This window comes from Burkholderia sp. Bp9143, assembly GCF_003853645.1.
Lineage (GTDB): Bacteria > Pseudomonadota > Gammaproteobacteria > Burkholderiales > Burkholderiaceae > Burkholderia.
The window spans coordinates 1-13646 of record NZ_QTPO01000094.1 but is presented as its reverse complement, the minus strand read 5'-3'; the positions used below and the strand labels follow the sequence as shown (position 1 = coordinate 13646).

The following is a 13646-nucleotide window of genomic DNA, read 5'->3' as shown; positions in this document are numbered from 1 at the left end:
CAGAAGATCCTGATTGCGGAGGATGCGCTGGGGTACAAGCTGGCGGATCGCCACCACGGGAAGACGGGGCTGCGCGATATCCGCAAGGACGATGTGCTGAAGATCAGCGGGCAGTGAGGAGGAGGCATGTCTGAAGAACTCAAGTTCGAGGTCAACCAGGGTATCGCGACGATTACACTGAATCGACCGGACAAGCTGAATGCGTTCACCGAGGCAATGCAGGAGACCTGGCTCGAGGCCCTCGAGGAATGCCGCACGAATCCGGAGATTCGCGTGGTCGTAATGACCGGCACGGGACGCGCATTCACGACTGGCGGCGATGTGGACTCGTTCGCGTCGAGCGCATCGCAGACGCCCGCGATGATCAAGTCTCGCGTGTGGGATGGCATCCAGCGCCTGCCGCGCAAGATCGCGGAGATCGATAAACCGGTGTTGGCTGCATTGAATGGGCTTGCAACCGGCGGCGGTCTCGATATTGCACTCGCATGTGATATTCGATTCGCGGCCGAGAGCGCCCGCTTTGCCGAAACCTATGTCCGGATGGGCTTGATTCCCGGCGTGGGCGGTGCGTATCTGCTGCCGCGAATTGTTGGCATGTCGAAGGCGCTCGAGATGTTCTGGACCGCGGATTGGGTGAGCGCGCAGGACGCAGAGCGAATCGGTCTGGTCAACAAGGTATTTCCGGATGCGGAACTCATGGAACGTACCTACGCATTTGCGCGGCGTGTCGCTGATGGCGCGCCGCTCGCAGTGCAACTGATCAAGCGAGTCATGCGATTCGGCCTCGACAAGGATCTCGCCACCGCGCATGAGCTCGTTGCGTCCAATCTTTCGATCGTGCGGACCAGCGAAGATCACCAAGAGGCGCTGAGCGCGTTCAAGGAAAAGCGCACACCTCAATTCAAAGGCCGCTAACGGCGACACTCCATTACAGAAGAGACAATGATGGACAAACAGGTATTCGAACATTTCATTCAGCCGCGCAGCGTCGCGATCGTTGGCGCGTCACCCCAAGTCGGCAGCCCGCGAAATACGATCGTGCGGGTGTTGCTAAAGCACGGGTTCGAAGGGAACGTGTATCCGGTAAGTCCGAGCCACGCTGAAGTGGAAGGGCTGAAGGCATATCCGTCGGTGGAGGCGTTGCCGGAAGTACCTGACGTAGCGTTGGTAATTACGCCGGCTCATACGGTGCCGGGTGTGATTGCCGAGTGCGGCCGGAAGGGCATTCGCAGTGCCGTTGTGTTCAGCTCGGGATTCGAGGAAACGGACGACGGGAAGGAACACGCACTTCGGCTCGCGGAGGTTGCAAAGGAGCACGGAGTAACCGTGGTTGGCCCGAACTGTCAGGGTGTGTGGTCGGTTCGCCGCCGCGCGATGTTGACGTTCAGTCCCGCGGCAAGGAATCTGGAGACGCTCAAGCACGCGCCAATTGCAGTCGTTAGCCAGAGCGGTGCACTGGCAGGCGCGATCGGCAACTTCCTGCAGAACAACGGGATCGGATGTTCCTACATCATCAGCGTCGGGAACGAGACGTGTGTCGATGCACTCGACATGCTCGAGCATGTGATCGAGCAGGATGACGTGCGAGTGGTGGCGCTGTACATCGAAGGCCTTGATGACGCGACCAGGATCCTTCGAATCGCCGAACGCGCTCGCGAGCGAGGCGTGCAAATCGTCGCGCTGAAGGCCGGCCGCTCCGAGGTGGGTCAGCAGGCAACAGCGTCGCATACGGGGAAGATCGCGTCGGCCCATGCCGTATATGCGGACGTGTTCGAGCAAGCCGGGGTGATCGCGGTGGAGAGTTTGATCGATGCGCTCTCTGCGGTGGAAGTACTGGCGTATCTTCCGCAGCCGCGCGTCAGCGGAGATGCGCTGGGCGGGGTGGCGGTAATGAGTTCGTCGGGCGGCGCAGGTGCATTGCTCGCTGATCACAGCAGCGAGTATGGGATTCCGATGGCCGAATTCGGTGCACGTACTGCGGAGCAACTTGAGGGAATCCTCCCCGAGTTTGCGCGCAAAGCGAACCCCGTGGACCTGACGGGACAGATCAATACCGTACCGACGATGTTCCAGGATACCTGTTTTGCGGTCGAGGCGGATCCGAGGGTTGAGGCGATGATCGTGCAGTTCGCGAGCAGCGGACGCCGATACCTGGAAGCAAACGCGGATGTGTTCAAGACGATTGGCCGATCGCTGCCGGTGGTGGTGAGCTTTATCGGTGAGTTGCCGGATCAGGAAACCCGTCAGGCGTTCCGCGACGCTGGCGTCATGCTGGTCGCCGATCCGTCACATGCGATGAAGGCGCTTTCGTTGCTGTACCGGCGCCGCCGCATGCTTTCGCTGCCGAAGGCTGAAGTGCGTACGGCACTGGCCACTCGGGAAGCGCCGCAGGATTGGTCCGCGACCATGCGGTTCTGTGCCGAGAGCGGGATTACGCCGGCGAAGTGGGTGGTGTTGGGTCCGGAGGACCGGGCTTCGGACGCATGCGCCGGGATGACGTATCCACTCGTCGTGAAGGTGTTGCCGTCGGAGTGCGAACACAAGACAGAACTCGGCCTTGTGAAGCTGCGCGTACAAACGGCCCAGGATGTGGATGCCTATGCCCGGGAGTTCCGCGAGAAGGTGGGAAAACCAGACATGGGCGTGCTCGTGCAAGAGATGATCAGCGACGGGGTGGAAATCGTGCTGTCGTGCATGAGAAACACGGACTTTGGACCGATTATTTCGATCGGAACCGGTGGCGTTGCGGTGGAGCTGTACCGCGACATCTCGCATCTCGCATTGCCCGTAACGGCCGATCAGGTACGGGATGCACTGCACAAGCTGAAGCTCTGGACATTGCTCGAGGGTTTCCGCGGGAAACCCGCTGCGGACGTCGATGCGCTGGTTGACGCCGCAGTGCGATTCGGGGACATGTTCCTCGCGGCTCCCGCAGTGCAGGAGTTCGAGATCAACCCGGTGATCGTGAAGCATCGAGGGCAAGGACTCGGTGCTGTCGATGCGCTCGTGACGGTGCAGTGAAGCATGCCGGACGCGGTGCCGAGCGCCGTGTCCGGTGGTTTCGTTTTTAGCCAAGTTTGGGTAAGAGAATGAAAATCCTGGTTCCAGTGAAGAGAGTGGTCGACGCGAACGTCAAGGTTGGCGTGAAATCCGATCAGTCCGGCGTCGACATCGCGAACGTGAAGATGTCGATGAACCCGTTCGACGAAATCGCGGTGGAAGAAGCGGTGCGCCTGAAGGAAGCGGGCGTGGCGACCGAAGTGATCGCGGTGTCGGTCGGCGTCACGCAAGCGCAGGAAACGCTGCGCACGGCGCTGGCGATCGGCGCGGATCGCGCGATCCTCGTCGAATCGAACGACAGCGTCGAGCCGCTGGGCGTCGCAAAGATTCTGAAGGCGCTGGTCGACAAGGAGCAGCCGCAACTGGTGATCCTCGGCAAGCAGGCGATCGACGACGATTCGAACCAGACGGGCCAGATGCTGGCCGCGCTGGCCAACCTGCCGCAAGCGACGTTCGCATCGAAGGTCACGATCGCCGATGGCAAGGCAACGGTCGCACGCGAAGTCGACGGCGGCGCGGAAACGCTGTCGCTGACGCTGCCGGCGGTGGTCACCACCGACCTGCGCCTGAACGAGCCGCGCTACGTGACGCTGCCGAACATCATGAAGGCGAAGAAGAAGCCGCTGGAAACGGTGAAGCCGGAAGACCTGGGCGTGGACGTCGCGCCGCGTCTGAAGACGCTGAAGGTGGTCGAGCCGCCGAAGCGCGCAGCCGGCGTGAAGGTGCCGGATGTGAAGACGCTGGTCGAGAAGCTGAAGACCGAAGCCAAGGTGCTGTAAGAGGGAGCGCAGAGAAATGACGATTCTGGTGATTGCAGAACACGACAACGCGTCGATCAAGGCCGCGACGCTGAACACGGTGGCAGCGGCGGCGAAGATTGGCGGTGACATCCACGTGCTGGTCGCGGGCCACAACGCGCAAGCGGCAGCAGATGCGGCGGCGAAGATCGCAGGTGTCTCGAAGGTACTCCTGGCCGACGCGCCGCAACTGGCCGCAGGCCTGGCGGAAAACGTCGAAGCGACCGCGCTGAACATCGCGAAGGACTATTCGCACATCCTCGCGCCGGCGACCGCCTACGGCAAGAACATCGCGCCGCGTATCGCCGCGAAGCTGGACGTCGCGCAGATCTCGGACATCACGGCGGTCGATTCGGCCGACACGTTCGAGCGCCCGATCTACGCAGGCAACGCGATCGCGACGGTGCAGTCGAGCGATCCGATCAAGGTGATCACGGTGCGTGCAACGGGTTTCGATCCGGTTGCCGCGGAAGGCGGCAGCGCATCGGTGGAGAAGATCGAAGCGGCAGCCGACGCCGGCAAGTCGCAGTTCGTGAGCCGTGAAGTGACGAAGCTGGACCGTCCGGAACTCACGAGCGCGAGCATCATCGTGTCGGGCGGCCGCGGCCTCGGCAGCGGCGAGAACTACACGAAGGTGCTGGAGCCGCTGGCGGACAAGCTGTCGGCAGCACTCGGCGCATCACGCGCCGCAGTGGACGCCGGCTACGTGCCGAACGACTACCAGGTCGGCCAGACCGGCAAGATCGTCGCGCCGCAGCTGTACATCGCGGTCGGCATCTCGGGTGCGATCCAGCATCTGGCCGGCATGAAGGATTCGAAGGTGATCGTCGCGATCAACAAGGATCCGGAAGCGCCGATCTTCAGCGTGGCCGATTATGGCCTCGTCGGCGATCTGTTCGCGCTCGTGCCGGAGCTCGTGACCGAACTCGCCTGAAGCATCCCATATCGCGGCGTCGAACCGAGCAGGCGCAAAGTGGCCTTTAGCAATATAGAGGCAACAACGACGCGGCGAACCTTTCGCGCCATCACGTCAATGGCTGGCGCACGCAACGCCATTTGCGCTTGGGCGATGCCACCGGTGGAGGACCGCGATGACTGTACCGAAACGTTCTCTGCGAGCAGCAGTCGAGAAATGGTTGGGTATCGACACGTCTGCGCATTTTCGTCTCACCCGTATCGGGCGATCGGAAGAAAGCCGTTGGCGTTGCGTGCGCGTCGATATCGACTCCCCGTCTGGTTCTCTGTCGATCATGTTCTTTCGGCATGACGACAGCTCGTGGCACGTCTTTCCCCCGAACGGAAGACGGCCCGTGATTGGCGGATCCCGATATTCCAATCAGCTTCTGCCGGACGCGCATGAGCATCTCAATATTTTTACGGGCGCATAGGGGGCCGGCTGTGTGAGCAAAAAAGTCGGCCAAGAAAGCGACGGAGAACGGCGCATATCCAAACGGTGTCCGCAACGAAGACAGGGGCTGCTTCGCCAATTCTGAATTGGCGTCCATGACGACACGGTTCGGCGCGACTACGGTCCTATTCCTCGATTGGTCGCCTATTCGAAGTATTCACCGCATTGGCACGGGCATTGCTGATAGCGAGGTGACGTTTCTCGATTAAGTGAAGCGCAAATTGAATGGGAGATCGAGATTGGGACAATCTTTGAAAAGCGTTGGGGTGGTGGGCGCCGGTGCGATGGGGCGTGGCATTGTCCAGGTTTGCGCGGTGGCCGGCTGCCGCGTGAAATTGTTCGATGTGGTCGATGGTGCGGCAGTGCGTGCCATTTCGGCAGTGCACGATGATCTGATGCAGTCGGTGGCAAAAGGTCGAACCGAGCAGAGCGACGCTGACGCGGCACTACAGCGGATTTCCGCAGCAGACAGTCTGGCCGCAATGGCCGAGTGTGATCTGGTCGTGGAGGCGATCGTCGAAAATCTGGAGATCAAGCAACGACTGCTGCGAGATCTCGAGTCGATCGTGTCGTCGACTTGCATTCTGGCAACCAATACGTCGTCGTTGAGCGTCACCTCGATCGCATCCGGGTGCACCCAGCCGTCGCGCGTGGCGGGATGGCATTTCTTCAACCCGGTTACCAGAATGCGACTGGTCGAAGTCGTGCAGGCGCCTAGAACGGCGTCGGACGCGATCGATGCGCTGGTTGAGCTTTCGCGGCGCATCGGGCATCGCCCGATCGTCGTGCCGGACTCGCCGGGGTTCGTGGTCAACCATGCCGGCCGCGCGTTCGTCACGGAAGGGCTGAAACTGCTGGCAGAAAAGACCGCCGAGCACTCGGTGCTGGATGCGATCCTGCGGCAATGCGCGGGTTTTCGCATGGGGCCGTTTGAGTTGCTGGATTTGACAGGACTGGACGTTTCGGTTCCCGTGATGGAATCGATTCATGCGCAATATTACGGCGACGACCGTTATCGGCCGGTGATGCTCGCGCGCACGCGCCTGCAGGCCGGTCTGCTGGGCCGCAAGGCCGGACAGGGCTTTTACAGCTACGGCGGCCAGCAAAGCGCAGCACCATCGCCGTCGGCGCAGGCGGCAACGCCGATCGATTTTGCGGTGTGGTGGCCGACGGAGGAACAGGCGGCACTGCCGGAATCAGTCGTAGCGCTGCTGTCGCAGGTGACGCGTGCATCCGATATTCACGACGCCGACCTGGTGCTTGTTGCGCCGCTCGACTCGGACCTGTCGACCGCAGCTGTCAATCTTCATCTCGATCCGCGCAAAGTCGTCGCGATTGACCCGGTCTTTTGCGGACTGTCGGGGGTTACGTTAATGACGTGCCCGGCGACGGCGCAGTCGGTGGTCGATGCGGCACAGGCGATATTTGCCGCGCAATTGATTCCGACGTTCGTCATCTCGGATTCTCCCGGATTCGTTGCGCCCCGTGTGGTCGCTTGCATCGTTAATCTCGCGTGCGAAATGGCCCAGCAAGGTATCGCTTCACCAGAGGATATCGACGTATCGGTTCGTCTCGGCCTCGGCTATCCGGCCGGACCGTTCGAATGGGGCGATGCGCTCGGCGCTGCCCGAGTACTCGACATCCTGCGCGGACTTTACGAGACCTTTGGCGACCAGAGGTATCGGCCGTCACCGTGGCTGGTTCGACGGGCCCGTCTCGGCTTGTCATTGAAGACGCCCGAGCGTACGTCAACCTGATAACGGCTGCTCCATAGACGACGGAGGCTGGCCCGGCTGCGCTATGAGCGATATGCCGGGCAGCCGTAAATATAACAACAGAGACTTGCTATGAAACTGCGGTTTGCTTTGCCATGGACACTTGCCGTTGCGGCGCTGGTGTCGCAGGGCGTCTGTGCGGCATCGGCTGTAGAGCCATTGAAGATCGGCGTGATCGTTGATATGTCGGGAATCTACTCGGGTATTGGCGGACCGGGCGGGGTGGTCGCGGTCAAGATGGCGGTCCGGGATTTTGGCGGCAAAGTCCTGGGCCGGCCGATTGAAGTGCTATCGGCGGACTATCAGAACAAGGTCGACATTACGGCGATGCGTGCGCGGGAATGGTATGACCGGGACAACGTGTCGATGGTGATTGAGTCGACGGATTCGGCATCGGCGCTCGCGCTGCAGAAGCTCGGTGCAGAAAAGCGGAAGGTAACGATTTTTGCGGGCTCTGCGACGACGGAACTGACCGGAAAACAGTGCACGCCGTACGGCGTGCACTACGTATACGACACGTATTCGCTCGCGAACGGTACGGCTCGTGCTGTGGTATCGAACGGGGGAAAAAGCTGGTACTTCATCACGGCCGACTACGCGTTTGGTCGATCGTTGCAGTTGCAGGCCACGCAGGTCGTCAATGCTATGGGTGGGCAGGTTGTGGGCAGTATCGCCCACCCGTTGGCGGCATCAGACTTCGCCTCGTTTCTGATGCAGGCCCAGTCCTCGAAAGCGCAGGTAATTGCACTCGCGAACGCGGGACGTGACACGCAAAATGCGATTCGTCAGGCAGCCGAATTCAGCATGATGGGTGGCAAGCAAGTTGTCGCCCCTCTGCTGATCTTCGACAGTGACTTGAAGGGCATTGGTTTGAAGACGGCTCAAGGCATTCAGTTCACTACCGCGTTCTACTGGGACTACAACGATCAGACGCGGGCATTCGCCAAAGCTTTCACTGCCGAGACCGGGAAGATGCCAACCATGGTGCAGGCAGGCATGTATTCCGCCATCACTCACTATCTCCAGGCGGTTCAGGCAGCCGGCACTGCGGACAGCGACCGTGTCATGGCCAAAATGAAGGCAATGCCGATCAACGATTTTTTCGCCAAGGATGGACATATCCTGGCAAACGGCTTGATGGTGCACGATATGTATCTGGCCGAGGCGAAAAAACCGTCCGAATCGAAGGGCGACTGGGATCTGCTGAAGATCAGGTCCGTCATTCCGAAGGAAAAGGCGTTCGAGACGCTCGAGAAGAGCGGGTGCGCAGTCGTCACACGCTGAGGTGCGACAGACCGCTATTCGGCATCTGCGGTCCAGAAGCAATCGCTCAAAGCGCACCGATACAGCGAGTGTCCGCCGTAACGACATCGTATGTAAAGACTGCGGACAGCATTGCTTCGCGGCGAATGAATAGGACTGTTGAAAGCGCGATAAACGGGCGTCTGCGCGAACGCAGACGCCCGTATCCAAGCTCATCGGGAAAGTTGATGTGCGAAGTTGGCCTGGCGGCATGACTGGCACGCTCATTGCAGTATGAGACAGGCCAATTCCGCGGATCCGCGTAAGGCAGCTCGAAAAATCCGGAACACGAATACGCGTCGGCTACTCGTCCCGGCCAGGAGCCTTCGCTATCCAACGCTTCTATTCGATATCAACTTTTCGATACGACATCACGTCATGAGTACACAAGCCTTTATCTGCGATGCAATCCGTACACCGTTCGGCCGTTATGGCGGTGCGCTTTCTTCCGTGCGAGCCGATGATTTGGCCGCAATCCCGATCAAGGCGCTCATGGCGCGCAATCCTGGCGTTGATTGGGCCGCCGTTAGCGACGTTCTGTACGGTTGCGCGAATCAGGCAGGCGAGGACAACCGCAACGTTGCCCGAATGGCGACTTTGCTCGCCGGCCTGCCGCAGGGCGTGCCTGGAGCAACGATCAATCGACTCTGCGGCTCCGGCCTGGATGCGGTTGGCAGTGCAGCGCGCGCAATCAAATCCGGCGAAGCGGCGTTGATGATCGCAGGTGGCGTGGAGAGCATGAGTCGCGCCCCGTTCGTCATGCCAAAGGCGGAGTCGCCCTTCAGCCGCGCGAACGCCGTCTACGATACGACGATCGGGTGGCGGTTCATCAACAAACTGATGAAGGAGCAGTACGGCGTCGACGCTATGCCCGAAACGGCGGAGAACGTTGCTGTCGACTACAAGATCGAGCGGGACGCGCAAGACCGGATGGCGCTGGCATCACAGACGAAGGCATTGGCCGCGCAAAAGCGTGGGTTCTTCGACAGCGAGATCACGCCTGTATACATTCCGCAGAAAAAAGGTGATCCGCTCGTCGTAAAGCAGGATGAGCATCCGCGCGAGACCTCTCTCGAAGCGCTTGCAAAGCTCAGGGGCGTCGTACGGCCCGACGGCAGCGTGACGGCGGGCAATGCGAGCGGCGTGAACGACGGGGCTTGTGCGCTGCTGCTGGCCAACGACCAGGCAATTACGCGTAACGGGCTCACGCCGCGAGCGCGAGTAGTAGCGATGGCTACCGCGGGCGTTGCGCCGCGCGTGATGGGGATCGGCCCGGCGCCGGCGACCGAAAAAGTACTGGCGCTGGCCGGATTGAAGCTGGATGAGATTGATGTGATCGAACTCAATGAGGCATTCGCGGCACAGGGTCTTGCAGTTTTGCGTCTCCTGGGCCTGAAGGACGATGATCCCCGAGTCAACCCTAACGGCGGGGCGATCGCGCTCGGTCATCCGCTCGGTGCGTCGGGCGCACGTCTTGTCACGACGGCAATCAATCAATTGCACGCCACCCGCGGCCGCTACGCACTGTGCACGATGTGCATCGGAGTTGGCCAGGGAATCGCATTGATCGTCGAACGCATCTGAGCGCGATCGTGAATGCGTGACGGATTCGCCCGAAGCTGGCGAATCAACCGAGTGTGCCGACAATGTGAAAGGCAGTGGTATGTGCACTGCCTGAACGTGGCCTGCTTGCCGAAGCCACACCGCGCATCTCCTGCGCGGCGCCGAACAATTACTTTCGTTAAGGAGCAGAAGTCATGCTGATAGGTGTGCCCGTCGAAACGACGCCGGGCGAAACCCGCGTTGCCGTTACACCTGAGACGGCCAAGAAGCTGAAGGATCAGGGGCATACGGTGCGAGTGACTTCGGGCGCCGGGCTCGCGGCCAGCTATACCGACGAAGCGTATCGGGCCGTCGGTGCCGAGATCGTCGATCAGGCCGCTGCGCTGGCCTCCGAGCTCGTGTTGAAAGTCAGGCCGCCGCTCGAGAGCGAGACGTCCTCCCTCGGTAAGGGGGCCTTGTTGGTTGGGATGCTCAATCCGTTCGATGTTGCCGGTCTTCAACGGCTCGCTCAAGCGGGCATCACCGCATTCGCGCTCGAGGCCGCTCCGCGAACGACACGCGCTCAGAGCATGGACGTACTGTCGAGTCAGGCGAATATCGCTGGCTACAAGGCGGTAATGATCGCCGCGGATCGATATCAACGCATCTTCCCGATGTTGATGACCGCCGCGGGGACCGTGAAGGCTGCGCGTGTCGTCATTCTCGGCGTTGGGGTTGCCGGGCTCCAGGCTATCGCGACGGCCAAGCGTCTGGGGGCGGTTATTGAAGCGAGCGACGTGCGTCCCAGTGTCAAGGAGCAGGTGGAGTCGCTCGGGGCGAAGTTCATCGATGTGCCTTATGAAACGGCGGAAGAGAAGGAGGCCGCAGAAGGTGTCGGTGGATATGCGAGACCGATGCCGACATCATGGCTGCAGCGTCAGCAGGCCGAGGTGGCCAAACGTGTTGCGGCGGCCGACATCGTCATCACTACGGCCCTGATTCCGGGCCGGCCCGCACCGGTTCTGGTGACGGAGGCGATGGTGCAATCGATGAAGCCGGGTTCGGTGATTGTTGACCTCGCCGCGGCACAGGGCGGTAACTGTCCGCTAACTGAACCTGGCGCAACAGTGCTCCGGAGTGGTGTGACGATCGTTGGTGAAACGAATCTCCCCGCATTGGTCGCGACCGATTCGAGCAATCTTTATGCACGGAACGTACTCGACTTCCTGAAACTGATTCTGCCGAAGGACGGTGGCGTGACGATCGATCTCGAGGATGACATCGTCGCCGGCTGTCTGGTTACCCGGGATGGAATGGTGATGCGCGATCAACCTGCTCCCGTTCGCCCGACGGCGGAAGCCTCAACCACGAACTGAGAATTTCCATGGAAGCTGTCAGCCACATCATTACTAATCTGATCATTTTTGCACTGGCCATCTATGTCGGGTATCACGTCGTCTGGAACGTGACACCAGCGTTGCACACGCCGCTGATGGCCGTGACCAATGCGATTTCTGCAATCGTGATCGTCGGCGCGATGCTCGCAGCGGGACTGACCTCGAGCGGCCTCGGCAGGACCGCCGGCGTACTCGCGGTCGCGCTTGCGGCGGTCAACGTGTTCGGGGGGTTCCTCGTCACGCGACGAATGCTGGAGATGTTCCGGAAAAAAGAAAGAAAGACGACTGCGAAGGTGGAGGCGTAACGATCATGAGCATGGACCTCGTTACCTTGTTGTACTTGCTGGCCAGCATCTGCTTTATTCAGGCGCTGAAAGGACTGTCTCATCCGACCACGGCCATTCGTGGGAACCTGTTCGGCATGGCTGGTATGGCAATCGCGGTGCTGACGACCGCCGCATTGATCGGCAAGCTCGCCTCCACACCGACCGGGCTCGGACTTGTGCTGCTCGGCTTGCTCTTGGGAGGGACCGTCGGCGCCGTCATGGCGCATCGGGTGGAAATGACCAAGATGCCGGAACTTGTGGCGTTCATGCACAGCATGATCGGTCTGGCGGCCGTTTTCATTGCGGTGGCCGCGGTGACTGAACCTTGGGCGTTCGGCATTACACCGGCTCCGTCGGCGGGCATTGTTGGCGCGGCATTGGATCGTCTCGCACATCCTTCGATCCCAGTCGGAAACCGGCTGGAGCTCTTCCTCGGCGCAGCGATTGGCGCGATCACGTTCAGCGGATCCGTGATTGCGTTTGGCAAGCTCAGCGGTAAATACAAGCTTCGTGTGTTTCAGGGCGCTCCGGTCCAGTTCAAGGGACAGCACTTGCTGAACCTCGTGCTCGGTATTACGACTGTCGGGCTCGGCCTGTCATTCATGGCAACTGAGAGCTGGCCCGTCTTTCTTCTGATGCTGGCGTTTGCGTTCGTGATGGGGGTGTTGATCATCATCCCGATCGGCGGGGCGGACATGCCGGTTGTCGTGTCGATGCTGAACAGCTACTCCGGCTGGGCAGCCGCAGGCATTGGCTTCTCGCTCAGTAACCCTATGCTGATCATCGCCGGTTCGCTGGTGGGCAGCTCTGGCGCGATTTTGTCCTACATCATGTGCAAGGCGATGAACCGATCGTTCTTCAACGTGATTCTGGGCGGCTTCGGCGGTGAGGCCAATGCGATTGCCGGAGGGACCAGCGAGCAACGTCCGGTCAAGAGCGGTAGTGCGGACGATGCCGCTTACATGCTCTCGAACGCTGAGTCCGTAATCATCGTTCCCGGGTATGGGCTGGCCGTCGCGCGTGCGCAGCATGCGATCAATGAGCTGTCACAGAAGCTCACGGAAAAAGGCGTGACGGTGAAGTATGCGATCCATCCCGTAGCGGGGCGTATGCCCGGTCATATGAACGTATTGCTCGCGGAAGCGGAGGTGCCCTATGACCAGGTCTTTGAGATGGAAGACATCAACGGGGAATTTTCGCAGGCGGATGTCGCGATCGTGCTCGGCGCGAACGATGTGGTGAACCCCATCGCTCTGCAAAAAGGCAGCTCGATCTACGGCATGCCGATCCTGGACGCGTACAAGGCCAGGACCGTCATCGTCAACAAGCGTTCGATGGCTGCCGGGTATGCCGGACTCGACAATGAGCTTTTCTATATGGACAAAACCATGATGGTTTTCGGCGACGCGAAGAAGGTGGTCGAGGACATGGTGAAGGCCATCGACTAAATAGGCCAATGGACGTGGATCAACTGCCTGGTCCTCGTCGACGCAATCGGGAGGGATATGTTCGGTTTAACGCTAGTACGAAAGGATGTCGGCAACACGTCGTTGACTGCCGAATTTCACGAAGGCTCCGGACGACTTCGCATCTCGTCGAACGGCGTGATCTCGCATGAATTCTTCCCTCCCGATTCGTGGGTAATCGTGGCGACGAGCGCCAGCGGAAGCAAGTGGGGAACGCGGCCGAGCGAGATCGATCTCCTGCACGTGCTCGAGCAGTTTGCGGCATGACGCAAATCAGTGAGCGGTGATGCCGGCCTTTGCGTCACTTTGACTACCGGCCTGATTCGGCCGAATTGGATCGTTTATTTAGAGATATTGATGACAAATTCAGCTGACGTGCGTGGTGAAGCGGCGCAACAGCGCGAATCGATGGAATACGACGTCGTGATCGTCGGCGGCGGCCCCGCTGGGCTGTCGGCGGCGATCCGGCTCAAGCAGCTGGCCGCCGAGAAAGGCGCCGAGATCGGCGTGTGCGTGCTCGAGAAGGGTTCCGAGATCGGCGCGCACATCCTGTCGGGCGCGGTGATGGACCCG

General features: G+C 60.5%; 12 protein-coding genes. All 12 read left to right on the top strand.

What is annotated here, in order from left to right:
- The first annotated feature begins 126 nt into the window (after positions 1-126).
- A complete protein-coding gene (locus DIE23_RS38225) occupies positions 127-915 on the top strand; it encodes an enoyl-CoA hydratase/isomerase family protein (protein WP_124617992.1) in 789 nt (262 codons plus the stop codon).
- Between the two features lie 27 nt (positions 916-942).
- Complete coding sequence (locus DIE23_RS38220) at positions 943-3021, top strand: acetate--CoA ligase family protein (protein ID WP_124617990.1); 2079 nt, start codon at positions 943-945, stop codon at positions 3019-3021.
- Between the two features lie 68 nt (positions 3022-3089).
- The gene (locus DIE23_RS38215) at positions 3090-3839 is read left to right on the top strand and encodes an electron transfer flavoprotein subunit beta/FixA family protein (protein WP_124617988.1); all 750 of its coding nucleotides are present in this window, start codon (positions 3090-3092) and stop codon (positions 3837-3839) included.
- Positions 3840-3855: 16 nt separating this feature from the next.
- Positions 3856-4791, top strand: coding sequence for an electron transfer flavoprotein subunit alpha/FixB family protein (locus tag DIE23_RS38210; protein ID WP_124617986.1), 936 nt, complete (start codon positions 3856-3858; stop codon positions 4789-4791).
- A gap of 713 nt (positions 4792-5504) precedes the next feature.
- A complete protein-coding gene (locus tag DIE23_RS38200; RefSeq protein WP_124617984.1) occupies positions 5505-7022 on the top strand; it encodes a 3-hydroxyacyl-CoA dehydrogenase in 1518 nt (505 codons plus the stop codon).
- 90 nt (positions 7023-7112) lie between these two features.
- Positions 7113-8324, top strand: a complete 1212-nt coding sequence (locus DIE23_RS38195) for an ABC transporter substrate-binding protein (RefSeq protein ID WP_124617982.1) — start codon at positions 7113-7115, stop codon at positions 8322-8324.
- A gap of 396 nt (positions 8325-8720) precedes the next feature.
- Positions 8721-9926, top strand: a complete 1206-nt coding sequence (pcaF, locus tag DIE23_RS38190; protein WP_124617980.1) for a 3-oxoadipyl-CoA thiolase — start codon at positions 8721-8723, stop codon at positions 9924-9926.
- Positions 9927-10099: 173 nt separating this feature from the next.
- The gene (locus DIE23_RS38185) at positions 10100-11260 is read left to right on the top strand and encodes a Re/Si-specific NAD(P)(+) transhydrogenase subunit alpha (RefSeq protein ID WP_124617978.1); all 1161 of its coding nucleotides are present in this window, start codon (positions 10100-10102) and stop codon (positions 11258-11260) included.
- 8 nt (positions 11261-11268) lie between these two features.
- Positions 11269-11586, top strand: coding sequence for an NAD(P) transhydrogenase subunit alpha (locus tag DIE23_RS38180; RefSeq protein WP_124617976.1), 318 nt, complete (start codon positions 11269-11271; stop codon positions 11584-11586).
- Between the two features lie 5 nt (positions 11587-11591).
- Positions 11592-13055 carry an NAD(P)(+) transhydrogenase (Re/Si-specific) subunit beta gene (locus DIE23_RS38175; protein ID WP_124617974.1) on the top strand — a complete coding sequence of 488 codons (1464 nt, stop codon included), beginning with the start codon at positions 11592-11594 and terminating at the stop codon, positions 13053-13055.
- Between the two features lie 102 nt (positions 13056-13157).
- Positions 13158-13340, top strand: coding sequence for a hypothetical protein (locus DIE23_RS38170; RefSeq protein ID WP_244108838.1), 183 nt, complete (start codon positions 13158-13160; stop codon positions 13338-13340).
- A gap of 90 nt (positions 13341-13430) precedes the next feature.
- The coding region (locus tag DIE23_RS38165; protein WP_124617970.1) for an NAD(P)-binding protein at positions 13431-13646 on the top strand (216 nt) is incomplete at its 3' end.

What these genes read in the sequence shown, in the direction of transcription:
- DIE23_RS38225 (WP_124617992.1), top strand. Translation starts at nt 127, where the DNA reads ATGTCTGAAGAACTCAAGTTCGAGGTCAACCAGGGTATCGCGACGATT.
- DIE23_RS38220 (WP_124617990.1), top strand. Translation starts at nt 943, where the DNA reads ATGATGGACAAACAGGTATTCGAACATTTCATTCAGCCGCGCAGCGTC.
- DIE23_RS38215 (WP_124617988.1), top strand. Translation starts at nt 3,090, where the DNA reads ATGAAAATCCTGGTTCCAGTGAAGAGAGTGGTCGACGCGAACGTCAAG.
- DIE23_RS38210 (WP_124617986.1), top strand. Translation starts at nt 3,856, where the DNA reads ATGACGATTCTGGTGATTGCAGAACACGACAACGCGTCGATCAAGGCC.
- DIE23_RS38195 (WP_124617982.1), top strand. Translation starts at nt 7,113, where the DNA reads ATGAAACTGCGGTTTGCTTTGCCATGGACACTTGCCGTTGCGGCGCTG.
- pcaF (WP_124617980.1), top strand. Translation starts at nt 8,721, where the DNA reads ATGAGTACACAAGCCTTTATCTGCGATGCAATCCGTACACCGTTCGGC.
- DIE23_RS38185 (WP_124617978.1), top strand. Translation starts at nt 10,100, where the DNA reads ATGCTGATAGGTGTGCCCGTCGAAACGACGCCGGGCGAAACCCGCGTT.
- DIE23_RS38180 (WP_124617976.1), top strand. Translation starts at nt 11,269, where the DNA reads ATGGAAGCTGTCAGCCACATCATTACTAATCTGATCATTTTTGCACTG.
- DIE23_RS38175 (WP_124617974.1), top strand. Translation starts at nt 11,592, where the DNA reads ATGAGCATGGACCTCGTTACCTTGTTGTACTTGCTGGCCAGCATCTGC.